Here is a 26,756-nt window from a genome sequence, read left to right on the forward strand (position 1 = left end):
ACTAAGCCAGAAAAATCCTAAATTCATTTATTATTTATCCTTTTACCGTTCCGCTTACAACAGAGGTACGTCAACTTACGTCATTTTTCCGCCCAAAAGTAATATAATCAAACGAATTAATCCCGCAACAAAACACTACTAAAATCAATAATTTTCTCTAACCCACTTATTTCTTGGGTATTTATGAATATATCGAAAGCCTTTTTCAAAATATATTTTTCACATTCCTTCTCACTTTGCTCAATTTGACTAATTCTCATTACCGACTAATTTTAATGAGTGTCGACACACAACACTCATATTTATGAAACAATACAACGTAACGGGAGAAATAACATGGCCGAACATCGTGGTGGTTCAGGAAATTTCGCCGAAGATCGTGAGAAGGCATCCGACGCAGGCCGTAAAGGCGGTCAACACAGCGGCGGTAATTTTAAAAATGATCCGCAACGTGCATCCGAAGCGGGTAAAAAAGGCGGTCAGCACAGCGGTGGAAATAAATCAGGAAAATCCTGATTCACCGTTAATTATTAATATCAGCTGAGAAAGATAATTGCATCTGCGGGCCGTATGGCTCGCAGTGATTTCACTGGAGAAAAATATGAATATGAAGTCCATTGAAGATGTATTTATTCACCTGCTTTCAGACACCTACAGTGCAGAAAAACAATTAACACGGGCACTAGCAAAACTCGCCAGAGCAACATCAAACGAAAAATTAAGTCAGGCTTTTCATGCACACCTCGAGGAAACTCATGGACAGATTGAACGTATTGATCAAGTTGTGGAATCTGAACCGAATCTGAAAATTAAGCGCATGAAATGTGTGGCAATGGAAGGTCTCATTGAAGAAGCTAATGAGGTCATCGAAAGTACCGAGAAAAACGAAGTACGTGATGCCGCACTAATTGCCGCTGCACAGAAAGTTGAGCACTATGAGATCGCCAGTTATGGGACATTAGCGACACTGGCTGAGCAATTAGGTTATCGTAAAGCAGCGAAGCTTCTGAAAGAAACTCTGGAAGAAGAAAAGGCCACCGACATGAAACTAACTGATCTGGCCCTTAATAACGTAAATAAGAAAGCAGAAAATAAAGCCTGAAATATGAACTTTAACTTTTAGTCATTTTATAAAGAGGACATTTTCATGAATCGTATTGAACATTATCATGACTGGTTACGTGACGCCCACGCAATGGAAAAGCAAGCCGAATCTATGCTTGAATCCATGGCCAGTCGTATAGATAATTATCCTGAACTACGCGCTCGTATTGAACAACATCTTAGTGAAACCAAAAACCAGATTGTTCAACTGGAAACTATTCTTGACCGTAATGACATTTCACGTTCAGTCATTAAAGATTCCATGAGTAAAATGGCTGCGCTTGGGCAGTCAATCGGTGGTATATTCCCTTCTGATGAAATAGTCAAAGGCTCTATTAGCGGATATGTCTTCGAGCAATTTGAAATCGCCTGTTACACCTCACTATTAGCAGCAGCAAAAAATGCCGGTGATACAGCCTCAATTCCAACCATTGAAGCGATTTTAAATGAGGAAAAAGAAATGGCCGAGTGGCTGATTCAGCATATTCCGCAAACAACTGAGAAATTTTTAATACGCTCTGAAACTGATGGCGTAGAAGCGAAGAAATAATACCCTTTATACCATGTCCTTATTGACCCCGTACATTACGGGGTCGTTTTTATGCGGAATTAAAAACGATATCCTGCTGAGAACATAAACACCCACGGATCGAGGCGTACGCTATCGTGTTGCTGTGCACCGCCCAGTTTATAATTGGCGGTGGTATCGATATCCATGTACCACACTGACATGTTAACCAACCAGTCACGGTTAATCAGATAATCAACCCCCACCTGCCCGGCAGCTCCCCAGGAATCTTTCAGACTGAGATCGGAAAGCCCCGCCTCTTTGCCATGATCGTTAAATCCATTATCAAAGAAGGTGGTGTAGTTAATACCTGCCCCAACGTAAGGACGGAATTTGCTACTGGCATCACCAAAATACCACTGCGCCATCAGTGTTGGCGGCAGATGATGAACGGTTGCAATATCGCCGGTCGCCCGGGTGCCGATTTTATGGCGGAACGGCGTCGCTGCCAGTAATTCCACACCAATGTTGTCGGTCGCCATATAAGTAAACGTCAGGCCCAGTTGCGTGTTATTGGTCACGCTGAATCCACCCAGACTTCCTAACGTACCACCAGCACCTTCTGTTGGACGTACGGTTGCAGAACCTGCACGCATAAAAAATTCGCCTGCTTCATGCGCAAAGGCACTGCCAGAGAGAAGAATTGTTACTGCCAAAGCCGCCACTGTTAACTTTTTCATATCCGCTCCGTCGTTATGGTTATAAAAACGTGACGAATATACCCACATTGGAGTAACAAATGATCCTACATAGATCACATTACATATGATAATTCACCATTTATTGATCTGGATTAATTTAGAAGTTGCACTGGAAATCCTGGTTAATGTGATTTAAATCAATTTTTAAATATTTTCGCTACGCAAATATTAACTCGCTCGCCACTTGCAGCGGTTTGCCCACGCCTGAAGGCCAGCAATTACCTCCGCTTTACAAAGATATGCTTTTCCATACAAGACCTGATGCTGCCACCCGAGGCTTAACCAGGGTACAATTGCCCGCTAATTAACACCTGCATAAAACTCAAGGAGAGTGCATGTCTATCACGGCGCAGTCCGTATACCGTGACACCGGAAATTTCTTCCGTAATCAATTTATGACCATTCTGTTGGTATCGTTGCTATGTGCGTTTATCACAGTGGTGTTAGGGCATGTTTTCTCACCCAGTGATGCACAGCTTGCTCAGCTCAATGACGGCGTGCCCGTTAGCGGCAGTAGTGGGTTGTTCGACCTGGTTCAGAATATGTCACCTGAACAGCAACAAATTTTGCTGCAGGCTTCAGCGGCGTCCACTTTTTCAGGATTAATCGGTAACGCCATTCTCGCCGGAGGCGTAATATTAATTATCCAGCTGGTGTCTGCGGGTCAGAGAGTCAGTGCGCTTCGAGCTATTGGTGCCAGTGCGCCGATATTGCCAAAGTTATTTATTCTGATTTTTCTGACTACCCTTTTAGTACAGATTGGCATCATGCTGGTGGTCGTTCCGGGAATTATCATGGCCATTTTACTGGCTCTGGCGCCGGTGATGTTGGTACAGGACAAAATGGGCATTTTTGCCTCGATGCGTAGCAGTATGCGGCTGACATGGGCGAAAATGCGTCTGGTGGCACCCGCAGTACTGAGCTGGTTGCTGGCAAAAACACTGTTGCTGCTTTTTGCCTCTTCCTTTGCCGCATTAACCCCGGAAATTGGTGCCGTACTGGCGAACACTTTGAGCAACATGATTTCAGCCGTACTGCTCATCTATCTGTTCCGCCTGTATATGTTGATTCGCCAATAACCTTAAGCATTTGATTACGGAATCGTAAAATGAAGCAGTTTCTTGATTTTTTACCGCTGGTTGTCTTTTTCGCGTTTTACAAGATTTATGACATCTATGCGGCTACTGCGGCGCTGATCGTCGCCACGGCGATTGTGCTTATATATAGCTGGGTTCGCTTTCGTAAGGTTGAGAAGATGGCCCTGATCACTTTTGTTCTGGTGGTCGTCTTCGGTGGCTTGACGCTGTTCTTCCACAATGATGAGTTTATTAAATGGAAGGTTACTGTCATTTATGCCCTGTTTGCAGGTGCCCTGTTAGTCAGCCAATGGGTGATGAAAAAGCCGCTAATTCAGCGGATGCTGGGTAAAGAACTCACGCTGCCGCAACCGGTATGGTCGAAGCTGAATCTGGCCTGGGCTGTTTTCTTTATCCTTTGCGGTCTGGCAAACATCTACATCGCATTCTGGCTGCCGCAAAATATTTGGGTCAACTTTAAAGTGTTTGGCCTGACCGCTCTTACCTTAATCTTCACATTGTTAAGCGGTATCTATATCTACCGCCACATGCCGCAGGAAGATAAATCCTAACCAGACTGCCAGTCCTTCGGGGCTGGCACTGTATCTCCTCTGTTCTCCTCAGGAAAATCATAGTAGCATCGCGCCTGTGATTTTCCTTTTAAGTCGGTTTTACCATGTCTACAACACATAACGTCCCTCAGGGCGATCTTGTTTTACGTACTTTAGCCATGCCCGCCGATACCAATGCCAATGGTGACATCTTTGGTGGTTGGTTAATGTCACAAATGGATATTGGCGGCGCTATTCTGGCGAAAGAAATTGCGCACGGTCGCGTAGTGACCGTGCGGGTTGAAGGAATGACTTTCTTACGACCGGTTGCGGTCGGCGATGTGGTGTGCTGCTATGCACGCTGTGTCCAGAAAGGGACGACATCGGTCAGCATTAATATTGAAGTGTGGGTGAAAAAAGTCGCGTCTGAACCCATCGGGCAACGCTATAAAGCGACAGAAGCATTATTTAAGTATGTCGCGGTTGATCCTGAAGGAAAACCTCGCGCCTTACCTGTTGAGTAATAGTCAAAAGCCTCCGGTCGGAGGCTTTTGACTTTCTGCTTACTGAATTTCGGTGGTGCCGTTAATTTTAAACAGGATATTCACCACAATCCCACTGCCTGGCTTACCCGGCTCATAACGCCATCTGCGCATCGCATTTTTCACCTCGCGCTCAAACATGTTCGCAGGCTTGGCTGAGAGGATTTGCACGTTATCCACGCGACCATCCGGCGTGACATCAAATTTAACTTTAACCTGCCCTTCAATGCGCAATGCCTGTGCTCGTGCCGGATACTGCGGCTGATTGCGACTTAATGCGCGTGGTCCTGAAGCCACACTTGTAACCGGCTTGCTGGTTGCAGCCGTCGCCGTACTTGATGTCGGGCGCGCGGGTGCCGTATTTTCAAACGGTGATGCCGGACGCGACTCTACGGGTTTGACATCGCGTTTTGGCTGCTCCTGTACCTTTTTCACCGGCTTCGGTTTTGGCTTAGGTTTCGGCTTAGGCTTTTCAATGACCACCGGTGCTTCTTTTGGCGGTTCAGGGATCGGCTCAGGTTCCGGTTCTGGCTCTACCACCGGCTCCGGTGGCTGCTGAACGGCTTGTGGCGGTTCGAGATCCGCAGGCGCAACCATCGTGACAGAAATTGGCTGCGCAGGCGCAGGTAGTTCAATAACCTGATGTACCGAGGTATAGAGCAGACCCGCCACAACAGCACCATGAATGCAGACCGAAAGTAACGTCGGCCAGGGGAAGCGGCGAGGTAAATCAAGGGTCATTGAAGTCATAATCATTTCAGTAGAAAAACCAGGCCTCGATTTTAAATGCAAATAGCAATCATATTCAATAAGGCAAGACGATCAGGATCAGTGAAAATGTCATTTTTGGCGTAATTGACCTTACTTTATGCATGGTCTTAACAAAGACATCATCTTTCCGTTGCAGATCTTCGCCCTTTCAAATAACGTACTTTACAACTTTCCCGAACAAGGAGTTGTGCCCGTGTTGTATGTTATTTACGCTCAAGACAAAGCTGATAGCCTCGAAAAACGCCTTTCCGTTCGTCCGGCACATTTAGCACGTTTACAGTTACTGCATGATGAAGGTCGATTGTTGACCGCCGGTCCAATGCCAGCAGTAGACAGTAACGATCCAGGGGCTGCGGGATTTACTGGCTCAACCGTTATTGCTGAATTTGAATCGCTGGAAGCAGCTCAGGCCTGGGCCGATGCTGACCCGTACGTAGCGGCAGGAGTCTATGAACACGTTTCAGTGAAACCATTTAAGAAAGTGTTCTGAATAGAGATTCAATATTTAAGGGCACGGTTTTAGCAACCGTGTTCTAGTTTGGCCTTTCCTTATAGGTCTGTCAGTGCATTCACCCCCACAAGCAGATAATAACTTTATCTGTATTTCTTTATATGATGTGAGCATATTCAGGAAAAATGCCCTTTCCTGACGCAGAGTTGCTCACTCAAAACCTTTGATTACTTCAGATAAAGTCATCTACTATTGTTTAACACATTCACGTGCTGCATGTATGTTCAGAAAATGTGCACGTTGAGATAATTAAACAAAATTGTGGTTACAGAGGTATCAGTGAGTCACTGGACTACATTCAAACAAACAGCAACAAATTTATGGGTGACCCTACGGCACGACATTCTCGCGCTGGCCGTCTTTTTAAATGGATTGCTTATTTTTAAAACAATCTATGGTATGTCGGTCAATTTGCTTGATATTTTCCATATCAAAGCCTTTTCAGAGTTAGATCTCTCCTTGCTGGCAAATGCCCCACTCTTTATGCTCGGCGTCTTTCTTGTCCTGAACTCCATTGGCTTACTGTTCCGGGCAAAGCTCGCATGGGCAATCAGTATCATTTTGTTGTTGATAGCGCTAATTTACACCCTGCATTTTTATCCCTGGCTGAAATTTAGTATTGGATTTTGCATTTTTACGCTGGTGTTTTTGCTGATACTGCGCAAAGATTTCTCCCACAGTAGCGCCGCAGCCGGGACAATTTTCGCATTTATTAGTTTCACGACGTTACTGTTTTACTCCACCTACGGTGCGCTTTATTTAAGCGAAGGTTTTAATCCGCGAATAGAAAGTTTGATGACCGCGTTCTATTTTTCGATAGAAACCATGTCAACCGTCGGCTATGGCGATATTGTCCCTGTTTCTGAATCAGCACGATTGTTCACTATTTCGGTCATTATTTCCGGCATTACCGTTTTTGCCACCTCCATGACTTCAATTTTTGGTCCGCTTATCCGCGGGGGATTCAACAAACTTGTAAAAGGAAAAAATCATACAATGCATCGTAAAGATCATTTTATTGTTTGCGGGCATTCGATTCTCGCCATCAATACGATTCTGCAATTGAATCAACGCGGACAAAATGTAACGGTTATCAGCAACTTGCCTGAAGATGATATCAAGCAACTTGAGCAACGCTTAGGTGATAACGCTGATGTTATCCCCGGTGACAGTAATGACAGTTCAGTATTAAAGAAAGCAGGAATCGATCGATGCCGGGCCATTCTGGCGCTGAGTGATAACGATGCTGATAACGCGTTTGTTGTACTATCGGCAAAAGATATGAGCAGTGATGTCAAAACAGTTCTCGCCGTCAGTGATAGCAAAAACCTGAATAAGATTAAGATGGTACATCCGGATATCATTCTCTCGCCGCAACTGTTTGGCAGCGAAATTCTGGCACGAGTTTTAAATGGTGAAGAGATTAATAATGATATGCTCGTTTCAATGTTGTTGAACTCCGGTCATGGTATTTTCAGCGATAACGATGAACAAGAAACGAAAGCTGACAATAAAGAATCGGCGCAAAAATAGAGTTTAAAGACGGAAGAGTAAACTTATTGGGCACCGCAATGGTGCCCAGTACATTTAGATATTGTAGATCGCAAACAATAACGAGTTACGCTGTTTGTTTAGAATGCACTTCCTGATGCTGTGGATACGCATATTTCGGCGCGACTGCCCCTCAAGCCAACGCGATTTACGTCGGCTAGCCTGACGCTGCATGCGCCAGCGCCCCACTTCCGTTCTACTCCGCTTCATGTTAACTACTCTATGCAATAACAGAATGGTCATTATACCCCCGACCCCGACGCTGACCAGTGCTTTTCCCGCGTTTTTATTTGCCAGATGAATCCATATGCGTAAACTCATAACAATGCGCTTTCAAAAGGATTTCTAATCTATGACAACCGTTTATACGTTGGTGAGTTGGTTGGCCATTCTGGGATACTGGTTGCTCATTGCAGGCGTAACTTTACGCATTCTAATGAAACGACGCGCAGTTCCCTCCGCGATGGCCTGGCTGTTGATCATTTACATTCTGCCCTTAGTCGGAATTATTGCCTATCTTGCCGTTGGCGAGCTCCATTTAGGCAAACGCCGCGCTGAGCGCGCCAGAGCGATGTGGCCTTCCACCGCAAAATGGCTTAACGACCTTAAAGCCTGTAAGCATATCTTCGCCGAAGAAAACAGCAGTGTCGCAGCGCCATTATTCAAGCTCTGTGAACGTCGTCAGGGTATCGCTGGGGTTAAAGGGAATCAGCTACAACTGATGACCGAGTCAGATGATGTGATGCAGGCGTTAATCCGCGATATCCAACTCGCTCGCCATAATATTGAGATGGTGTTTTATATCTGGCAACCCGGCGGCATGGCGGACCAGGTGGCAGAATCATTAATGGCCGCTGCACGTCGTGGTATTCATTGCCGACTAATGCTCGACTCCGCCGGAAGTGTGGCTTTTTTCCGCAGCCCGTGGCCAGAGCTAATGCGTAATGCCGGCATTGAAGTGGTCGAAGCATTAAAGGTCAATCTGATGCGTGTGTTTTTACGCCGTATGGATCTGCGCCAACATCGCAAGATGATCATGATCGATAATTACATCGCGTACACCGGCAGCATGAATATGGTCGACCCTCGCTACTTCAAACAGGATGCGGGTGTAGGGCAATGGATTGATCTGATGGCGCGTATGGAAGGTCCGATCGCCACCGCGATGGGGATTATATATTCCTGCGACTGGGAGATTGAAACCGGGAAACGTATTCTGCCGCCACCACCAGATGTCAATATTATGCCGTTTGAGCAGGCCAGCGGTCACACCATTCACACAATTGCTTCTGGCCCCGGCTTTCCGGAAGATCTCATTCACCAGGCATTACTGACTGCGGCTTATTCGGCACGTGAATATTTGATCATGACGACGCCCTACTTTGTGCCCAGCGATGATTTACTTCATGCGATTTGCACGGCGGCGCAGCGCGGGGTGGATGTCAGTATTATCCTTCCGCGAAAAAATGATTCAATGCTGGTTGGCTGGGCCAGTCGCGCGTTCTTTACGGAACTGCTGGCTGCTGGGGTTAAAATTTATCAGTTTGAAGGCGGGTTATTGCATACCAAGAGCGTGCTGGTCGATGGCGAATTAAGTCTGGTTGGTACCGTTAACCTTGATATGCGTAGTCTGTGGCTGAATTTCGAGATTACCCTGGCAATCGACGATAAAGGGTTTGGTGCTGACCTCGCCGCCGTTCAGGACGATTATATTTCGCGTTCTCGTCTGCTCGATGCCCGTTTATGGTTAAAACGCCCATTATGGCAACGTGTCGCCGAGCGACTGTTTTACTTCTTCAGCCCGTTGCTGTAAAACGTCGCCAACAGAGGTTAAATAGGTAGTGACTATGGATATGGATCTAAACAATCGCCTGACTGAAGATGAAACGCTTGAGCAGGCCTACGATATTTTTCTCGAACTGGCTGCCGACAATCTCGATCCAGCTGATGTTCTGCTGTTCAATCTTCAGTTTGAAGAGCGCGGCGGCGCGGAGTTATTCGATCCGGCAGAAGACTGGCAGGAACATGTTGATTTCGATTTGAACCCAGACTTTTTTGCCGAAGTGGTGATTGGTCTGGCAGACAGTGAAGATGGTGAAATCAACGATGTTTTCGCCCGCATTCTGTTATGCCGCGAAAAAGATCACAAACTGTGCCATATCATCTGGCGGGAATAAATAATCGCTTTCGGCGTGAAAAAGGGCTGACAACTGTCAGCCCTTATTTTGTTTAAAGCGGATCGACTTTCAGGCAAGACACGGCGTGTCTGAAACTCCCCTCCAGCACAGGACGTGTTTTGGCACACTCTGGACCGGCAATCGGGCAACGGGTACGGAAAACACAACCGGAAGGTGGGTTGATCGGCGACGGTAATTCCCCTTCCAGTAACTGGATAGTTTTGTTCTTCTCCAGATCCGGATCAGGTATGGGGACTGCCGACATCAATGCCCTGGTGTAAGGATGTAGCGGATTGTGGTAGACCTCATCATAGGTCCCCAGTTCTACCGCATGGCCGAGATACATCACCAGCACACGATCGGAAATGTGTTTTACCACGGCCAGGTCGTGAGCGATAAAAATTAATGACAATCCCATCTCGCGTTGCAGCTGCTGGAGCAGGTTGACCACCTGCGCCTGAATTGACACGTCCAGCGCCGACACCGGCTCATCACAGATAATCAGCTTCGGTTCAAGAATAAGAGCACGAGCAATCCCGATACGCTGGCACTGCCCACCAGAGAACTCATGCGGATAGCGGTTAATCAGGTTAGGCAATAACCCGACTTTCAGCATCATCGCCTTCACGCGCTCGCGAACTTCCTGGCGTGACATTTTCGGATGATAAGTACGCAGTGGTTCAGCGATGATCTCGCCGATGGTCATACGCGGGTTAAGCGATGCCAATGGATCCTGGAAAATCATCTGAATATCACTGCGAACGGCACGCCATTCATCGGGCTTCATGCCCAGCAACTCTTTACCTAACCAGGCAACATGACCGTCGGTCGCTTTAACCAGGCCAATGATGGCGCGAGCAAAGGTGGACTTACCGCATCCCGACTCCCCTACCACACCTAATGTTTCCCCTTCATACAGGCGAAGAGTTACACCATCTACGGCTTTGAGCGTTTTCGGCGGTTGCCAGAACCACTGTTTGCCATCTTTGATTTCAAAGTGCACTTTCAGATCGGCGATTTCGAGGAGGACTTTTCTTCCTTCGGTTACAGCATTCATAACAGTTCCTCCACCGGTTTAAAGCAAGCACGCAGACGGCCAGGCGTAAACTCTTCCAGCGGCGGTGCGCTACTACAAATTTCCATCGCATGCGGACAACGTGGCTGGAACGGGCAACCTTTCGGTAATCGCAACAGGTTTGGCGGATTACCCGGGATGGTCAACATTGTTTCACCTTCCGCATCGAGACGCGGCACCGCGTTGAGTAAACCGATAGAATAAGGATGAACGGGTTGATAAAAGACATCGCGCGCGTTGCCATATTCCATCGTGCGCCCGGCGTACATTACCAGCACTTTGTCGCAGATCCCTGCCACCACGCCAAGATCGTGGGTGATCATAATGATGGCGGTATTAAATTCCCGCTTCAGTTCATTCAATAGCGTCATGATCTGCGCCTGTACGGTGACGTCCAGCGCAGTAGTGGGTTCATCAGCAATCAGTAGCTTAGGTCGACATAGCAATGCCATCGCAATCATGACTCGCTGACGCATGCCACCAGAAAATTCATGCGGGTACATTTTCATGCGTTTACGTGCTTCCGGCATTTTTACCGCATCGAGCATCCGCACCGACTCTTCAAACGCTTCGGCCTTGCCCATGCCTTTATGCAGCATCAGCACTTCCATCAACTGCTCACCGACGCGCATATAGGGATTCAACGAAGTCATCGGATCCTGAAAAATCATTGAGATTTGTTCAGCACGCAGTTTATTGAGTTCACGCTCTGGCAAATTGAGGATTTCACGCCCATTGAAGGTTGCCGATCCGCCAATACGCCCATTGGCAGCCAGCAGGCCCATCAACGCAAATGCAGTTTGCGATTTACCCGAACCAGACTCACCGACAATGCCCAGCGTTTCCCCGGCACGTAGAGAAAAATTCAAATCATTGACCGCCGTGACGTCGCCATCCGGGGTACTAAAGGTGACACGCAAATCTTTCACGTTCAGCAGTGCGTCAGCCTGTTGTTGTGCGAGCGGCACAGTTGCAGTTTCAATTACGCTCATGGCTGCACTCCTTAACGATCTTTCGGGTCGAGGGCATCACGCAAGCCATCGCCGATAAAGTTGAAACAAAATAGCGTCACCACGAGGAATCCCGCTGGGAACAACAGTAACCATGGAGAGACTTCCATCGAGTTCGCGCCATCACTCAGCAATGCGCCCCAGCTGCTTAACGGCTCTTGCGTCCCCAACCCCAGGAAGCTAAGGAAAGATTCAAAGAGGATCATGCTGGGCACCAGTAGCGATGCGTAGACCACCACCACACCGAGTACGTTCGGTACAATGTGGCGAATAACAATGCCCGGCGTCGATACACCGCCAACTTGTGCCGCCTCAATAAACTCTTTACGCTTCAGACTCAGGGTTTGCCCACGCACAATACGAGCCATATCCAGCCAGGAAACCATGCCAATCGCCACGAAAATCAGCAGGATGTTTTGACCGAAAAAGGTCACCAGCAAAATGACGAAGAACATGAATGGGAAGGAGTTGAGGATTTCCAGCAGACGCATCATTACCGAATCCACTTTACCGCCCAGATAACCGGAAAGCGAACCATAAAGTGTCCCCACGACCACTGCCACCAGTGCCGCAGCAACACCGACCATGAGTGAGATACGCCCGCCAATCGCAACACGCACAAGCAGGTCGCGACCGGATGAGTCAGTACCAAAGTAGTGACCGGACTCCATATCTGGGGCGCTGGACATCATCGCCCAGTCAGTATCGTCATAGGCAAACTGCGAAAGCATCGGTGCCAGGATTACAAATAACGCGATTAGCACCAGCACTATCAGACTGGCAACCGCCGCACGGTTATGCATAAAACGTCGACGTGCGTCCTGCCACAAGCTGCGCCCTTCGACCTCCAGCTTTTCACTGAAATTTTCCAGCGTCTCGCTGTTTTTCTTACTTAACATCATCGCGAGCTCCAGTATCAGTAACGGATTTTCGGGTCGATAACCGCATATAGCACATCGACAATGGCATTAAACAAAATGGTTAACGCGCCAACCAGAATGGTCAGACTTAACACTAAGGAATAGTCACGATTCAATGCGCCATTAACGAACAATTGCCCAATCCCCGGTAAACCATAAATGGTTTCGATGACCATAGAACCGGTAATAATGCCGACAAATGCAGGGCCCATATAGGAGAGCACGGGTAACAGAGCAGGTTTTAGTGCGTGGCGTAAAATGATCCGCCGCATAGGTAACCCTTTCGCCCTGGCGGTACGAATAAAATTGGAGTGTAAAACCTCAATCATAGAGCCACGGGTAATACGCGCGATACTGGCGATATAGGCGAGTGACAACGCCACCATTGGCAGTATCATGAATTTAAGCGCACCACCATTCCAGCCACCGCCCGGCAGCCAATGCAAAATGATCGCAAATATCATGACTAATAATGGCGCAACCACAAAACTGGGGATAACAACCCCGGTCATTGCCAGCCCCATCACTGTATAGTCCCATTTGGTGTTTTGTTTTAATGCAGCAATAACGCCAGCACTAACACCCAGTACTACCGCAAGGAAAAATGCAGCGGCTCCCAGTTTTGCTGAAACCGGAAAGCTGGAGGCTACCAGGTCATTGACCGAATAATCTTTATATTTAAAAGACGGACCGAAATCGCCATGCGCCAGTTGTTTCAGGTAGCTGAAATACTGTGTCATGATCGGATCATTAAGATGATATTTCGCTTCGATATTGGCCATCACTTCTGGCGGTAAAGTACGTTCGCCGGTAAAAGGGCTTCCTGGCGCGAGGCGCATCATGAAGAACGAAATAGTAATAAGAATAAATAGCGTCGGAATCGCTTCCAGACAGCGACGTAGAATAAATTTTAACATTGCCCTACCTTCTGGCCTGTGCCTTCTGTAATGCGATAAAAATCAGACACCGTGGAGCAGGACACTCCTGCCCCACGTATTGCCATTAGTGCTTCACAATGTACATATTCCGCGTGTAGGTATTATCCAGCGGATCTTTGCCGGTATAGCCACCAACCCACGGTTTCACCAGACGCGCATTCACGTAGTAATAAACAGGAACAATGGCCGAATCCTTATCCAGCTGTTGTTCTGCTTTAGTGTACAGAGCTGTGCGCTGCGCCTCGTCAGTCGCTTTCAGCGTTTCCGCCATAATGCTGTCAAAGGCCGGGCTCTTATAATGCGCGGTATTCATCGAGCTGTTCGACAGCATGGTGTTCAGGAAGGAAGTTGGTTCGTTGTAGTCTGCACACCAGCCTGCACGGGCCACATCAAAAGTGCCCTGGTGACGGGTGTCGAGGAACGTTTTCCACTCCTGGTTAACCAGTTTGACGTTTACACCAATGTTTTTCTTCCACAATGAAGAGGCAGCAATCGCCAGCTTTTTATGCAGATCGGAGGTGTTATACAACAGGTTGATGGTCAACGGTTTGTCTGCGGTATAACCCGCTTCAGCCAGCAGTTTTTTTGCTTCTTCGTTACGTTTTTCCTGGCTCCAGCCAAACCATTCCGGCTGAGTCAATTTTGCGCCATCAGTATACGGTGGAGTGTAACCATAGGCGGGCATGTCGCCCTGCGCTTTCACTTTATTAACAATGATATCGCGGTCCATACCCAGTTTCAGTGCGGTACGCACACGTACATCGTTGAATGGCGGTTTCTGGTTGTTAATTTCGTAATAATAAGTGCACAGGTATGGATCAACGTGAACTTCGTCCGGGATCTCTTTTTTCAGCTTCTGGAACAATTCGATCGGCATGTTGTTATAAGTCATGTCGATTTCACCACTACGGTAGCGGTTGACATCGGTAACTTCAGAAGCAATAGGCAAATAGGTTACCTGGTTAATAACGGTTTTCGCGTTGTTCCAGTAGGTTGGGCTGCGTTCAAGAACGATTCGTTCGTTTACGACCCAATCTTTTAAGGTATAGGCACCGTTGGTGATGATATTACCAGGCTGGGTCCATTTTTCGCCGAATTTCTCGATAGCGGCTTTTGGCACCGGTGAAGTTGATGGGTGAACAAGTAATTTATAGAAGTACGGAACAGGTTCACTTAAGGTGACTTCTAATGTGTGATCATCAATAGCTTTCACGCCGAGATCGGTAATCGGTTTTTTCCCTTCAAGAATTTCATCAATACCGGCGATATGCCCATATTGCAGATAACTGGCATACGGAGAAGCGGTGTTTGGATCAACAGAACGTTGCCAGCTATACACAAAGTCTTGTGCTGTGACTGGTGTGCCATCAGACCATTTCGCATCTTTACGCAAATGGAAGGTCCAGACTTTCGCGTCTTTATTATCCCAGGATTCAGCGACGCCAGGTGCCGGATGACCGTCAAGATCGCTGACCAGTAAGCCTTCAAACAGGTCTCGGCTGATATTAGACTCCGGAACACCTTCAATTTTATGCGGATCTAATGACTGAACTTCTGAACCATTGTTACGTACCAGCGTTTGTTTTTCCGCCAGTGTGACGCCTGCGGGTACATCAGCTGCCAGCGCGACATTCCCTGCCATAAGCGCAGCCAGAACGCCAGCTGCTACTAAACTTCTCTTGGTGATGTTGGTCATTGTTTTTTGGACTCCCTCATTATAATTACTGGTATTAACCAGCATGTGTAATCCCGGATTGGGACCCTGCACAGGCTCGGAGACTTTCTGCTGTCAGGTTACTTTATCGTTACGGATTGCTATCACCGACTTTATTTATTCTGGTGATTCAGACGATCACCTTATGTCGATTCGTACTGTGTCTCCCCTGTCGAGACACATTATTCTTTTGCGACGCTCTTTAATTGTTAATTATTCTCATTACCAATAAAAATCGCCTGGCGGTTGGTCGGAAAGTACCAAATGCGCTTCTTACTCGCCAATACATTTTGCAAAATTGTTAAGCAATTCTCTTTTATTGACAATGTCAGAATCTACAGCGCGCGTCCATGATTTAACAAACATCTTTCAATTCAATCAAATAGAGAACTGTTAAGCATGTCTATCTTTTCTGGCTATAGATTAAGTCGTGAAATACACAATAATTTAACAAATGATTATTATTTAGCACTTTCCTCTACCAAAGGCAGTGGAATTACTAATATCATTTCAATTATTCTTCAGCAAGCCCAGGATTATGATGTGGCGAAAATAACATGATGGTGAGGCGAAGCAGTTAAGGAAATCCTTATAAATAACTGTAATTTCAGAGGAATATTCTTACCTATTCCTTTTGCTTTTGATAACTGCGCGGGAACAAAGTAAAAATAATGACGAAAAAACGGAGCATGTCAGCTCCGTTTCATTTGAAAGGAATTAATTAAGCAGGCCGGGGAAAATCCCCTTAATACCAGTAACGATAAATTCAATCCCCAACGCCATCAGCAATAGCCCCATAATACGCGTAATCACGTTGATGCCGGTCTGGCGTAAAACCCGTACCAGCCACGGTGCCATGCGGAACAATCCCCAGCAGCATAAAGCAAACAATGCAATAGCCACAAAGAAACCAAATAGATAGCTAATACTGTGATAACGCGTACCCCAGACGATGGTGGAACTAATCGCCCCTGGCCCCGCCATCAACGGCAACGCCAATGGCACTACACCAATGCTTTCACGTACCGCGGTTTCTGATTTTTCTTGCTTGTTCTGTTTATCCTCGCCGAGCTTGCCGCTGATCATCGACATCGCAATCGTCACCACCAGGATGCCACCGGCGATACGGAACGAATCAATTGATATACCAAAAAGCTGTAGAATCGTGTCGCCGAGAAAAAGCGAGATCCACAAGATAATGGCCACAGACAAGTTGGCTGTAAGGTTCGTTTTGTTTCGCGCTGCCGCTGTCTGATAACTGGTCATGCTGATAAAGACGGGAATAATCCCAACCGGGTTGACCAGCGCAAATAACCCGATGAAAAATTTGAAGTAAACGGGAAAATCAAAAAGGGTCTGAATCACGGTTAGCTCCGAAGCAAAAGCCGGATAATGTTAGCCATAAAAAGGTTAAAAAGACGCGCTGACAATACGCCTTTTAACCGCATTTTTCACCTCCTAACTACTTAAAATTGCTATCATTCGTTATTGTTATCTAGTTGTACAAAACATGCTAATGTAACCAACAAACCATACTACAATTTATTAACTGTTAGCTATAATGGCGAAAAGCGATGCTGAAAGGTGTCAGCTTCGCAAAAATTTGATTTGGATCACGTAATCAGTACCCAGAAGTGAGTAATCTTGCTTACGCCACCTGGAAGTGACGCATTAGAGATAAATAGCTCTAATGTTTAAACTCTTTTAGTAAATCACAGTGAGTGTGAGCGCGAGTAAGCTTTTGATTTTCATCGGTTAAGCAAATCATCACCGCACTGACTATACTCTCGTATTCGAGCAGATGATTTACTAAAAAAGTTTAACATTATCAGGAGAGCATTATGGCTGTTACTAATGTCGCTGAACTTAACGCACTCGTAGAGCGTGTAAAAAAAGCCCAGCGTGAATATGCCAGTTTCACTCAAGAGCAAGTAGACAAAATCTTCCGCGCCGCCGCCCTGGCAGCTGCAGATGCTCGAATCCCACTCGCGAAAATGGCCGTTGCCGAATCCGGCATGGGTATCGTCGAAGATAAAGTAATCAAAAACCACTTTGCTTCTGAATATATCTACAACGCCTATAAAGATGAAAAAACCTGTGGTGTTCTGTCTGAAGACGACACTTTTGGTACCATCACTATCGCTGAACCAATCGGTATTATTTGCGGTATCGTTCCGACTACTAACCCGACTTCAACGGCTATCTTCAAATCGCTGATCAGCTTGAAGACCCGTAACGCCATTATCTTCTCCCCGCACCCGCGTGCTAAAGATGCAACCAACAAAGCTGCAGATATTGTTCTGCAGGCTGCTATCGCTGCTGGTGCGCCGAAAGACCTGATTGGCTGGATCGATCAACCTTCTGTTGAACTGTCTAACGCGCTGATGCACCACCCAGACATCAACCTGATCCTCGCGACCGGTGGTCCGGGTATGGTTAAAGCCGCATACAGCTCCGGTAAACCAGCTATCGGCGTAGGCGCGGGTAACACTCCAGTCGTTATCGATGAAACTGCTGATATCAAACGTGCAGTTGCATCTGTACTGATGTCTAAAACCTTCGACAACGGCGTAATCTGTGCTTCTGAACAATCTGTTGTTGTAGTTGACTCTGTTTATGACGCGGTACGTGAGCGTTTCGCTACCCACGGCGGTTACATACTGCAGGGCAAAGAGCTGAAAGCAGTTCAGGACGTTATCCTGAAAAACGGCGCACTGAACGCAGCTATCGTTGGTCAGCCAGCCTATAAAATTGCTGAACTGGCAGGCTTTTCTGTACCAGAAAATACCAAGATTCTGATCGGTGAAGTGACCGTTGTTGATGAAAGCGAACCGTTCGCACATGAAAAACTGTCCCCGACTCTGGCAATGTACCGTGCTAAAGATTTCGAAGACGCGGTAGAAAAAGCAGAGAAACTGGTTGCTATGGGCGGCATCGGTCATACCTCTTGCCTGTACACTGACCAGGATAACCAACCGGCTCGCGTTGCCTACTTCGGTCAGAAAATGAAAACGGCCCGTATTCTGATCAACACCCCGGCGTCTCAGGGTGGTATCGGTGACCTGTATAACTTCAAACTCGCACCTTCCCTGACTCTGGGTTGTGGTTCCTGGGGTGGTAACTCCATCTCTGAAAACGTTGGTCCGAAACACCTGATCAACAAGAAAACCGTTGCTAAGCGAGCTGAAAACATGTTGTGGCACAAACTTCCGAAATCTATCTACTTCCGCCGTGGCTCTCTGCCAATCGCGCTGGATGAAGTGATTACTGATGGCCACAAACGTGCGCTCATCGTGACTGACCGCTTCCTGTTCAACAATGGTTATGCTGATCAGATCACTTCCGTACTGAAAGCAGCAGGCGTTGAAACTGAAGTCTTCTTCGAAGTAGAAGCTGACCCGACCCTGAGCATCGTTCGTAAAGGTGCAGAACTGGCAAACTCCTTCAAACCAGACGTGATTATCGCGCTGGGTGGTGGTTCCCCGATGGATGCCGCGAAGATCATGTGGGTCATGTACGAGCATCCAGAAACTCACTTCGAAGAACTGGCGCTGCGCTTTATGGATATCCGTAAACGTATCTACAAGTTCCCGAAAATGGGCGTGAAAGCGAAAATGATCGCTGTCACCACCACTTCTGGTACAGGTTCTGAAGTCACTCCGTTTGCGGTTGTAACTGACGACGCTACTGGTCAGAAATATCCGCTGGCAGACTATGCGCTGACCCCGGATATGGCGATTGTCGATGCCAACCTGGTTATGGACATGCCGAAGTCCCTGTGTGCTTTCGGTGGTCTGGACGCAGTAACTCACGCCATGGAAGCTTATGTTTCTGTACTGGCATCTGAGTTCTCTGATGGTCAGGCACTGCAGGCACTGAAACTGCTGAAAGAATATCTGCCAGCGTCCTACCACGAAGGATCTAAAAATCCGGTAGCGCGTGAACGTGTTCACAGTGCAGCAACTATCGCGGGTATCGCGTTTGCGAACGCCTTCCTGGGTGTATGTCACTCAATGGCGCACAAACTGGGTTCCCAGTTCCATATTCCGCACGGTCTGGCAAACGCCCTGCTGATTTGTAACGTTATTCGCTACAACGCGAATGACAACCCGACCAAGCAGACTGCATTCAGCCAGTATGACCGTCCGCAGGCTCGCCGTCGTTATGCTGAAATTGCTGACCACCTGGGTCTGAGCGCACCGGGCGACCGTACTGCTGCTAAGATCGAGAAACTGCTGGCATGGCTGGAAACGCTGAAAGCTGAACTGGGTATTCCGAAATCTATCCGTGAAGCTGGCGTTCAGGAAGCAGACTTCCTGGCGAATGTGGATAAACTGTCTGAAGATGCATTCGATGACCAGTGCACCGGCGCTAACCCGCGTTACCCACTGATCTCCGAGCTGAAACAGATTCTGCTGGATACCTACTACGGTCGTGATTATGTAGAAGGTGAAACTGCAGCGAAAAAAGAAGCCGCTCCGGCTAAAGCTGAGAAAAAAGCGAAGAAATCCGCTTAATAAGTAGCGCTGTCTGGCAACATAAACGGTCCCTTCTGGGGCCGTTTTTTTGTTTTACCCAAAGCAATTTTCCCATAAACCGACAGCATTTGCCTTCATCATATTTACGGCGATGTATAACGCCTACACACAGCGATATTGTACTTTACAGGTCACAAGTCAACGTCACTGTAAAAGCGATCTGTGAGGGGTATAGTGGCGTTAAAGAACTGTCGAGAAGGGTATATACACCGGATGAAGTGCGTAAAATGAACTGACAGGATAAAAGCGCCCTGCTCACCCTGTCAGTAAAGAAATTCTTATTAATCGTGGCGATGCCTTTCCTGAATAGCCGTTAATGAGCCGACTTCTAACGCCTCTTTATAGTGTTTGCGGCATACAGAAACGTAGCGTTCATTACCACCAATAACCACCTGCTCACCTTCGTTATAAGGTCTGCCTGCTTGATCAAGACGCAGCACCATGCTTGCTTTACGGCCACAAAAACAGATGGTTTTTAATTCAACCAGTTTGTCGGACCATGCCAGTAAGTATTGGCTGCCAATAAATAATTCACCTCGAAAATCGGTACGTAAACCATAACAAAGTACGGGTATATCGAGTTGATCTACAACCTCCGATAATTCATATACTTGTTGTCTGGTTAAAAACTGGCATTCATCAACCAGTACGCAATGAATTGCCTGCTGTTCATGTTCCGCACGAATCTCATCAAATAATGATGAATTTTGGTTAAATAATTTTGCAGGCGATGACAAACCTATACGCGAGCTGACTTTCCCGGCACCAAAGCGATCATCAATTTCTGCCGTATATACGACAGTGCGCATGCCGCGTTCCTGGTAATTGTATGAAGATTGCAACAATGCTGTAGACTTACCCGCATTCATTGCGGAATAGTAGAAATATAGCTGTGCCATCAGCCACAGGCCCTCAATGATATGAAATAAAGTTGGCTGGAGTTTATCATAATTCGTCAGTTTTTCAGCTCAACAGTATGCATAGAAGTGGTATATGCGTTCTCCCTTACGAAGCCTTGCATAATCCTTCTGAGCTATCATTACAACTGCCTCGCTTGTTATAAGCGGGTAAATGACTGCTGGTAACTATTCACAATCTTTAACCTGTTGCGCAAGTAATAGCCCTCTGTTGACCTCCTGGAGATAGTGCAATACTAAGTCCCTGCTCTTATTGCGACTGTTCTACTTTTCATCATTCGCTTAATAGGGAATTCTCGTAAACACGACTAATACAGAAGACTGAAAGGTCGTCAGCCTACGATAATCTCCCCATAAAATGTGACATGAATCAGGAAGTTTTAACCTCACGTGCTGCGAAATCATCGGCGCAAATAGGGCTATATGCCGCGTCTTTTCTGGCTAATTTTATGAAAAGATATTTATTGGCGGCACAAAATAAAGAACAATTTTGAATTCCTTACATTCCTGGCTATTGCACAACTGAATTTAAGGCTCTATTATTACCTCAACAAACCACCCCAATATAAGTTTGAGATTACTACAATGAGCGAAGCACTTAAAATTCTGAACAACATCCGTACTCTTCGTGCGCAGGCAAGAGAATGTACACTTGAAACGCTGGAAGAAATGCTGGAAAAATTAGAAGTTGTTGTTAACGAACGTCGCGAAGAAGAAAGCGCGGCTGCTGCTGAAGTTGAAGAGCGCACTCGTAAACTGCAACAATATCGCGAAATGCTGATCGCTGACGGTATTGACCCGAACGAACTGCTGAATAGCCTTGCTGCCGTTAAATCTGGCACCAAAGCTAAACGCGCTCAGCGTCCGGCAAAATACAGCTACGTTGACGAAAACGGCGAAACTAAAACCTGGACTGGCCAGGGTCGTACTCCAGCTGTAATCAAAAAAGCAATGGATGAGCAAGGTAAATCCCTCGACGATTTCCTGATCAAGCAATAATCTTTTGTAGATGACACTTGCTTAAAATCCCGCCATTGGCGGGATTTTTTATTGTCCGGTTTAAGACAATTTAATAAGAATAAGCTATAAAAAAACGGCGTCGATTGCTCAACGCCGTTTCGTGGATAACACCGATACGGAAGTTACTTCTTAATGCCCATCTCTTCTTCAAGCCAGGCTTTAAATTCCGTGCCAAGGGTGTTATGACGAATACCGTATTCAACGAAGGCCTGCATGTAACCTAATTTATTACCGCAGTCATGGCTCTTCCCTTTCATATGATAGGCTTCCACCGTTTCTTTTTCGATCAGCATATCAATTGCGTCGGTGAGCTGAATTTCATCACCAGCACCCGGAGGGGTTTTTGCCAGCAACGGCCAAATATCCGCGCTAAGAACGTAACGACCCACAATAGCGAGATTAGACGGCGCAACATCCGCTTTTGGTTTTTCAACCACGCCAACCATCGGTACGCTTTCACCCGGCGCTAATTCAACGCCTTTGCAATCAACAACGCCATATGCGGTCACGTCAGCAACCGGTTCAACCATGATCTGGCTATGACCCGTTTCATCAAAGCGGCGGATCATCTCTGCCAGGTTATCCTGTGACAAATCGGATTCATATTCATCCAGAATAACGTCAGGCAAAATAACAGCCACAGGTTCATCACCCACTACCGGGTGAGCACACAATACCGCGTGTCCCAGGCCTTTCGCCAGCCCCTGACGAACTTGCATAATAGTCACGTGCGGCGGACAAATAGACTGCACTTCATCAAGCAGTTGACGTTTTACACGTTTTTCCAGCATTGCTTCCAGTTCAAAACTGGTATCAAAGTGGTTTTCAATAGAGTTTTTAGATGAGTGAGTAACCAGCACAATTTCAGTAATGCCAGCCGCAATACATTCATTCACGACGTATTGAATTAATGGCTTATCGACAAGTGGCAGCATCTCTTTCGGGATGGCTTTCGTCGCCGGCAACATCCTGGTTCCTAATCCCGCAACGGGGATAACGGCTTTTTTGACTTTCGTATTAATGGCAGCCATTTAAATTCTCCTGGACTGTTCGTGTTTTGAACGTGTTCATATTTCTGTATCGCATCCCAGTATATCAGCACCCCGAAGGGGCTAAGTTCTGAAAAGGAGGCGAGTTAGCATAATTAAGACAATTACTTATACGAATGGCGACGATAGTACCACCAGCCGACATTAGCAGGTAATGCAAATTTAGCCCGCGTTATCGTTTGCTCATTCTGCAGACAACATCAAGCGAAGCCGACCACCGGTTCCCCATATTTGGCATTGCCAGGCATCGCATCGCTGGCTCAATTGATTCAAATAAGCGTTACCTAAAGTGCCTAACGGAACACCATTACTGATTTGCACCTGGTGTTCGCCAGTATTTAACGTCGCATTCAGACCCGCAGAAACCAGAATGAGATTTTTCAGTTCGCGATGATAATAGCCAACTAATAGCGGAAACTGCCCCGGCAGATTGGCCTGACGGAGTAAATGGTTTACCTGCTTCAATAACGCGCCCAACTCTGGCAACCGTTGATTTTGATGTGCAAGCTGTTCCTGTAATAATCCGTTAAACAATGCGCGTAATAACAAGGCAGCAAGTACGCCATTATGTCCAGCTCTGGTGACATCAAGGCAATAAAATGCCAGATCGTTTTCCGAAAGTGCGGCAATATCAAGCACCAGGCCGGGTTTGTCCGCGGCAACCAATTGACGATAATTAACCCGGCAATGGGAAATCACCTGCTGAACCGGCGGTTGCAATTCCTGTAATAATTTCGCCGCTGCGGCAGGGTTATCAACCATTGCATCCCAGTCGCGAAAAAGCCTCTCCTCTTCCTCAACGCGGGAATTAAACATGCTGGGATAGAGACAGGCAAAAACCATCTCGCGCAAGCGATTCAGATCTTTAACTGGTTTCAGCAAAACATCTTCAACGCCCAGACGTAACGCTTTGGCAATATCTGCCATATTTTCAGTGGCAGATATCACCAGAACCGGTGTCTGGTCACCTCTGTTGCGTATATGTTCCAGCAGTTTAAGCCCGTTCATTCGTGGCATCGCGATATCACATATCATCAGGTCTGGAGTGAAACCTCCCAGCAACTCAAGGGCATCCACCCCATCAGCCGCCAGTACCGTTGTCGCTCCCAATGAGGAAAACCACGAATCCAGAAGCGAGCGAAATACCTGCTCATCTTCAACAATGAGAATCTGTTTTCCGACCAATGGCTGCGTCATGTTCTCTCCCCTGACTGGCTTTACTCAATAGTGGCATGCTATTGCCACCTGCGCCTGTCAGAATTAACTTAAGTGTAGATAAAAATTCTGGTCAAATGTTGGTGCGTACCAACGGCAAAAGTTCGTCCATTTTCTTTTCCACTGCCAGCTGCCCAGCCGCAATGGCAGCGTGCGCGCGATGGAAATCAAGCGTAGATATTTGCGGGCAAACAGGTTGAATCAGAATATCGGGCGGATCACCTGCCATGCGGTTTCTTTTAAGGCGGTTCTCCAGCACCTGGATAGAAGTGGTCATAATCTCTGTTGCCGTTGGCGCTGTCACCGCCCGACGTGTCGTTATGCTGCCCAACCTTTCTTTCAGACGCGCATGCCACGGCAGAGAATCACCATTCTCGCTATTTTCTTCACTGACATTAAAGGAGAGCAGATCTTGTTGCATCAAATGAGCATCGTGCTGCAGGTCGACCGCTATCACAATATCAGCACCCAATGCACGCGTGAGCGAAATAGGAATTGGGTTAACTACTGCCCCATCAACCAGCCAGTAGCCGTTATGCGCAACGGGTGCCATTAGTCCTGGAATACTGCATGATGCACGAATAGCAAGATGGAGATCGCCTTCAGTAAACCATAATTCGCGCCCAGTACTTAAATTGGTGGCAACAGCCGCGAAGCGACGGGAACAATTTTCGATCTCTGTTTCCGGCATTATTTCGCGATATTGATTGAAGACACGCTCGCCGCGCAGTAACCCACCGCGCTGCCAGGAGAGATCCATCAGGCGTAAAACATCCCAATAACTGAAAGAGGTTACCCAATCTTCCAGCGCAGATAATCGATCGCATGCATAGGCCGCGCCCACCAGCGAACCAATTGAGCATCCTGCAACGATATCAATTTCAATACCCACTTTTTTTAGCGCATTAATAACGCCAATATGCGACCAACCTCTCGCCGCGCCAGATCCCAGCGCCAGCCCTATTTTTATCTTTCTCATTATTCCCGCAAGATTCCCCTGGAATGCAATCGTAGCAACATCGCTACTGCTCGGTTAACATAGTGCTACTCAGGCGGTTAATACGCCGTTATTGTTTCCAGGGAGATTATTTGTGTCTCAGCTTTGTCCCTGTGGTAGTGCTGTCGAGTATAGCCTATGTTGCCACCCTTATGTGTCTGGTGAAAAGGTTGCACCTGATCCAGAACATCTCATGCGTTCGCGTTACTGCGCTTTTGTGATGCAAGACGCAGATTATTTAATAAAGACCTGGCATCCGTCTTGTGGTGCGGCGGCGTTACGTGCCGAATTGATTGCCGGGTTTGCGCATACTGAATGGTTGGGATTGACCGTATTTGAACATTGTTGGCAGGACGGCGACAATATCGGATTTGTCAGTTTTGTTGCTCGATTTACCGAAGGTGGCAAAACAGGTGCAATAATTGAACGTTCGCGATTTTTGAAAGAAAACGGTCAATGGTACTATATTGACGGTACACGTCCGCAGTTTGGCCGCAACGATCCCTGCCCTTGTGGTTCAGGTAAAAAATTTAAAAAGTGCTGCGGCCAATAATGGTTGACGGTACGGTTTAGCAAACACTCTCAACAAGGTTTTTCCAGCAATGCATTCACTCCAACGTAAAGTTCTGCGTACTATTTGTCCGGACCAAAAAGGTCTGATCGCCCGTATTACCAATATTTGCTACAAGCACGAGTTAAATATCGTGCAGAACAATGAATTTGTTGATCACCGTACCGGGCGCTTTTTTATGCGCACGGAACTGGAAGGCATTTTTAATGATTCCACCCTGCTGGCGGATCTCGACAGCGCATTGCCAGAAGGCTCCGTACGTGAGCTGAATCCTGCCGGTCGTCGCCGGATAGTGATTCTGGTCACTAAAGAGGCGCATTGCCTTGGCGATTTGTTGATGAAAGCCAATTACGGCGGCCTGGATGTCGAAATCGCGGCAGTTATTGGTAACCACGATACTTTACGTTCTCTGGTTGAGCGTTTTGATATTCCGTTTGAGCTGGTAAGTCATGAAGGATTAAGTCGCAACGAGCACGATCAAAAAATGGCGGATGCCATTGACGCTTATCAGCCTGACTACGTGGTGCTGGCGAAGTATATGCGCGTATTAACGCCAGAGTTCGTAGCACGCTTCCCGAATAAAATTATCAATATTCACCATTCATTCCTGCCAGCGTTTATCGGTGCACGTCCCTATCACCAGGCCTATGAGCGTGGCGTGAAGATTATTGGTGCAACCGCTCACTATGTGAATGACAATCTGGATGAAGGCCCAATCATCATGCAGGACGTTATTCATGTCGATCATACATACACGGCTGAAGATATGATGCGTGCAGGTCGTGATGTCGAGAAAAACGTCTTAAGCCGCGCGCTTTACAAAGTGCTGGCGCAGCGTGTATTTGTTTACGGTAACCGGACGATTATTCTTTAATCGCCAGCAAAATAGAACTGGTTGCCATTAATCCGTTACGGATGAAAATTACGCAACCAGTTCATTTTTCTCAACGTAACCCTTTACAGCGGCGTGTCATTTGATATGATGCGCCCCGCTTCCCCACAAGGGAGCAGGCCAGTAAAAAGCATTACCCCGTGGTGGGGTTCCCGAGCGGCCAAAGGGAGCAGACTGTAAATCTGCCGTCATCGACTTCGAAGGTTCGAATCCTTCCCCCACCACCATCTCAAGCATTACATCAAAATTTGAATTATCCCTGGTGGGGTTCCCGAGCGGCCAAAGGGAGCAGACTGTAAATCTGCCGTCATCGACTTCGAAGGTTCGAATCCTTCCCCCACCACCATC

28 protein-coding genes, 2 tRNA genes and 1 pseudogene are annotated in these 26,756 nt (G+C 47.1%); 18 read left to right on the forward strand and 13 right to left on the reverse strand.

All coding sequences use genetic code 11. The annotated features are described in order from the left end of the window. The first annotated feature begins 336 nt into the window (after window positions 1–336). The 3 genes from FQ015_RS11230 to FQ015_RS11240 all read left to right on the forward strand — a co-directional run bounded on the left by FQ015_RS11230 (window position 337) and on the right by FQ015_RS11240 (window position 1,654). Window positions 337–516, forward strand: coding sequence for a general stress protein (locus FQ015_RS11230; RefSeq protein WP_000807647.1), 180 nt, complete (start codon window positions 337–339; stop codon window positions 514–516). Window positions 517–601: 85 nt separating this feature from the next. Then, complete coding sequence (locus FQ015_RS11235) at window positions 602–1,102, forward strand: YciE/YciF ferroxidase family protein (RefSeq protein WP_001056440.1); 501 nt, start codon at window positions 602–604, stop codon at window positions 1,100–1,102. 45 nt (window positions 1,103–1,147) lie between these two features. Then, window positions 1,148–1,654, forward strand: coding sequence for a ferritin-like domain-containing protein (locus FQ015_RS11240; RefSeq protein ID WP_115738307.1), 507 nt, complete (start codon window positions 1,148–1,150; stop codon window positions 1,652–1,654). Window positions 1,655–1,713: 59 nt separating this feature from the next. Here the strand turns inward: FQ015_RS11240 and ompW are convergent, their stop codons facing one another. Beyond that, entirely contained in the window at window positions 1,714–2,352 is a 639-nt protein-coding gene (gene ompW / locus FQ015_RS11245; protein ID WP_134804491.1) for an outer membrane protein OmpW, read from the reverse strand. A 239-nt stretch (window positions 2,353–2,591) separates the two neighbouring features. Between ompW and FQ015_RS11250 the strand changes: the two are divergent. The 4 genes and pseudogenes from FQ015_RS11250 to yciA form a co-directional block, all read left to right on the forward strand. Beyond that, window positions 2,592–2,681, forward strand: a pseudogene (locus FQ015_RS11250) (YkgJ family cysteine cluster protein); the annotation flags it as partial. 27 nt (window positions 2,682–2,708) lie between these two features. Continuing rightward, window positions 2,709–3,452 (forward strand): YciC family protein, encoded by a 744-nt coding sequence (locus FQ015_RS11255; RefSeq protein ID WP_160524063.1) that lies wholly within the window; start codon window positions 2,709–2,711, stop codon window positions 3,450–3,452. Between the two features lie 29 nt (window positions 3,453–3,481). Continuing rightward, window positions 3,482–4,021, forward strand: a complete 540-nt coding sequence (locus FQ015_RS11260; RefSeq protein WP_000808667.1) for a septation protein A — start codon at window positions 3,482–3,484, stop codon at window positions 4,019–4,021. 104 nt (window positions 4,022–4,125) lie between these two features. Continuing rightward, window positions 4,126–4,524 carry an acyl-CoA thioester hydrolase YciA gene (gene yciA, locus FQ015_RS11265; protein ID WP_000108160.1) on the forward strand — a complete coding sequence of 133 codons (399 nt, stop codon included), beginning with the start codon at window positions 4,126–4,128 and terminating at the stop codon, window positions 4,522–4,524. 39 nt (window positions 4,525–4,563) lie between these two features. Here yciA and tonB read toward each other — a convergent pair whose 3' ends face one another. Next, window positions 4,564–5,283, reverse strand: a complete 720-nt coding sequence (gene tonB, locus FQ015_RS11270) for a TonB system transport protein TonB (protein ID WP_160524069.1) — start codon at window positions 5,281–5,283, stop codon at window positions 4,564–4,566. 223 nt (window positions 5,284–5,506) lie between these two features. Between tonB and FQ015_RS11275 the strand changes: the two genes are divergently transcribed. Beyond that, window positions 5,507–5,803, forward strand: a complete 297-nt coding sequence (locus tag FQ015_RS11275) for a YciI family protein (protein WP_000967595.1) — start codon at window positions 5,507–5,509, stop codon at window positions 5,801–5,803. A 300-nt stretch (window positions 5,804–6,103) separates the two neighbouring features. Next, a complete protein-coding gene (gene kch / locus FQ015_RS11280; RefSeq protein ID WP_032302922.1) occupies window positions 6,104–7,357 on the forward strand; it encodes a voltage-gated potassium channel protein in 1,254 nt (417 codons plus the stop codon). Between the two features lie 54 nt (window positions 7,358–7,411). Here kch and FQ015_RS11285 read toward each other — a convergent pair whose 3' ends face one another. Continuing rightward, entirely contained in the window at window positions 7,412–7,585 is a 174-nt protein-coding gene (locus FQ015_RS11285; protein ID WP_001309467.1) for a YciY family protein, read from the reverse strand. Window positions 7,586–7,727: 142 nt separating this feature from the next. On the opposite strand from FQ015_RS11285, the gene cls reads away from it, so the two are divergent. Both cls and FQ015_RS11295 read left to right on the forward strand, forming a co-directional pair. Then, window positions 7,728–9,188 carry a cardiolipin synthase gene (gene cls / locus FQ015_RS11290; RefSeq protein ID WP_000214516.1) on the forward strand — a complete coding sequence of 487 codons (1,461 nt, stop codon included), beginning with the start codon at window positions 7,728–7,730 and terminating at the stop codon, window positions 9,186–9,188. Between the two features lie 34 nt (window positions 9,189–9,222). Beyond that, entirely contained in the window at window positions 9,223–9,552 is a 330-nt protein-coding gene (locus tag FQ015_RS11295; RefSeq protein WP_000366959.1) for an HI1450 family dsDNA-mimic protein, read from the forward strand. A 52-nt stretch (window positions 9,553–9,604) separates the two neighbouring features. On the opposite strand, the gene oppF is transcribed toward FQ015_RS11295, so the two are convergent. The 5 genes from oppF to oppA all read right to left on the reverse strand — a co-directional run bounded on the left by oppF (window position 9,605) and on the right by oppA (window position 15,191). Continuing rightward, window positions 9,605–10,609, reverse strand: coding sequence for a murein tripeptide/oligopeptide ABC transporter ATP-binding protein OppF (gene oppF, locus FQ015_RS11300; RefSeq protein ID WP_000994905.1), 1,005 nt, complete (start codon window positions 10,607–10,609; stop codon window positions 9,605–9,607). Continuing rightward, window positions 10,606–11,619 (reverse strand): murein tripeptide/oligopeptide ABC transporter ATP-binding protein OppD, encoded by a 1,014-nt coding sequence (gene oppD / locus FQ015_RS11305; RefSeq protein WP_039020803.1) that lies wholly within the window; start codon window positions 11,617–11,619, stop codon window positions 10,606–10,608. The genes oppF and oppD overlap by 4 nt, the downstream gene beginning before the upstream one ends. An 11-nt stretch (window positions 11,620–11,630) precedes the next feature. Next, complete coding sequence (gene oppC, locus FQ015_RS11310) at window positions 11,631–12,539, reverse strand: oligopeptide ABC transporter permease OppC (RefSeq protein WP_000979659.1); 909 nt, start codon at window positions 12,537–12,539, stop codon at window positions 11,631–11,633. A gap of 14 nt (window positions 12,540–12,553) precedes the next feature. Beyond that, window positions 12,554–13,474 carry an oligopeptide ABC transporter permease OppB gene (gene oppB, locus FQ015_RS11315; RefSeq protein WP_000911114.1) on the reverse strand — a complete coding sequence of 307 codons (921 nt, stop codon included), beginning with the start codon at window positions 13,472–13,474 and terminating at the stop codon, window positions 12,554–12,556. An 85-nt stretch (window positions 13,475–13,559) separates the two neighbouring features. Then, window positions 13,560–15,191, reverse strand: a complete 1,632-nt coding sequence (gene oppA / locus FQ015_RS11320; RefSeq protein ID WP_001317786.1) for an oligopeptide ABC transporter substrate-binding protein OppA — start codon at window positions 15,189–15,191, stop codon at window positions 13,560–13,562. A 417-nt stretch (window positions 15,192–15,608) separates the two neighbouring features. On the opposite strand from oppA, the gene FQ015_RS11325 reads away from it, so the two are divergent. Beyond that, complete coding sequence (locus FQ015_RS11325; RefSeq protein ID WP_000021855.1) at window positions 15,609–15,770, forward strand: hypothetical protein; 162 nt, start codon at window positions 15,609–15,611, stop codon at window positions 15,768–15,770. A gap of 156 nt (window positions 15,771–15,926) precedes the next feature. On the opposite strand, the gene ychE is transcribed toward FQ015_RS11325, so the two are convergent. Continuing rightward, entirely contained in the window at window positions 15,927–16,574 is a 648-nt protein-coding gene (ychE, locus tag FQ015_RS11330) for an NAAT family transporter YchE (protein ID WP_000616773.1), read from the reverse strand. A gap of 476 nt (window positions 16,575–17,050) precedes the next feature. On the opposite strand from ychE, the gene adhE reads away from it, so the two are divergent. Next, window positions 17,051–19,726 carry a bifunctional acetaldehyde-CoA/alcohol dehydrogenase gene (adhE, locus tag FQ015_RS11335; RefSeq protein ID WP_000301634.1) on the forward strand — a complete coding sequence of 892 codons (2,676 nt, stop codon included), beginning with the start codon at window positions 17,051–17,053 and terminating at the stop codon, window positions 19,724–19,726. 302 nt (window positions 19,727–20,028) lie between these two features. On the opposite strand, the gene tdk is transcribed toward adhE, so the two are convergent. Continuing rightward, window positions 20,029–20,646: a thymidine kinase gene (gene tdk, locus FQ015_RS11340; protein WP_000068076.1), complete on the reverse strand. Its 618-nt coding sequence runs from the start codon at window positions 20,644–20,646 to the stop codon at window positions 20,029–20,031. A gap of 603 nt (window positions 20,647–21,249) precedes the next feature. Here tdk and hns point away from each other — a divergent pair. Next, window positions 21,250–21,663: a histone-like nucleoid-structuring protein H-NS gene (gene hns, locus FQ015_RS11345; RefSeq protein ID WP_001287378.1), complete on the forward strand. Its 414-nt coding sequence runs from the start codon at window positions 21,250–21,252 to the stop codon at window positions 21,661–21,663. 143 nt (window positions 21,664–21,806) lie between these two features. Here hns and galU read toward each other — a convergent pair whose 3' ends face one another. The 3 genes from galU to rssA form a co-directional block, all read right to left on the reverse strand. After that, on the reverse strand, window positions 21,807–22,715 hold the full coding sequence (galU, locus tag FQ015_RS11350) for a UTP--glucose-1-phosphate uridylyltransferase GalU (protein WP_000718995.1): 909 nt from the start codon (window positions 22,713–22,715) through the stop codon (window positions 21,807–21,809). A gap of 201 nt (window positions 22,716–22,916) precedes the next feature. Beyond that, window positions 22,917–23,930 carry a two-component system response regulator RssB gene (rssB, locus tag FQ015_RS11355; protein ID WP_000193447.1) on the reverse strand — a complete coding sequence of 338 codons (1,014 nt, stop codon included), beginning with the start codon at window positions 23,928–23,930 and terminating at the stop codon, window positions 22,917–22,919. Between the two features lie 91 nt (window positions 23,931–24,021). After that, window positions 24,022–24,927, reverse strand: coding sequence for a patatin-like phospholipase RssA (gene rssA, locus FQ015_RS11360; protein WP_001226476.1), 906 nt, complete (start codon window positions 24,925–24,927; stop codon window positions 24,022–24,024). Window positions 24,928–25,039: 112 nt separating this feature from the next. Between rssA and FQ015_RS11365 the strand changes: the two genes are divergently transcribed. The 4 genes from FQ015_RS11365 (at window position 25,040) to FQ015_RS11380 (ending at window position 26,754) form a co-directional block, all read left to right on the forward strand. After that, the gene (locus FQ015_RS11365) at window positions 25,040–25,498 is read left to right on the forward strand and encodes a YchJ family protein (protein ID WP_001602321.1); all 459 of its coding nucleotides are present in this window, start codon (window positions 25,040–25,042) and stop codon (window positions 25,496–25,498) included. A gap of 49 nt (window positions 25,499–25,547) precedes the next feature. Then, a complete protein-coding gene (gene purU, locus FQ015_RS11370) occupies window positions 25,548–26,390 on the forward strand; it encodes a formyltetrahydrofolate deformylase (RefSeq protein ID WP_000555849.1) in 843 nt (280 codons plus the stop codon). 160 nt (window positions 26,391–26,550) lie between these two features. Next, window positions 26,551–26,635: transfer RNA gene (locus FQ015_RS11375), tRNA-Tyr, on the forward strand. A gap of 34 nt (window positions 26,636–26,669) precedes the next feature. Next, window positions 26,670–26,754, forward strand: a tRNA-Tyr gene (locus FQ015_RS11380). The last annotated feature ends 2 nt before the right edge of the window (window positions 26,755–26,756 follow it).

This window comes from Escherichia sp. HH26CH (assembly GCF_009820205.1).
GTDB classification, from domain to species: Bacteria; Pseudomonadota; Gammaproteobacteria; order Enterobacterales; family Enterobacteriaceae; genus Escherichia; species Escherichia coli_F.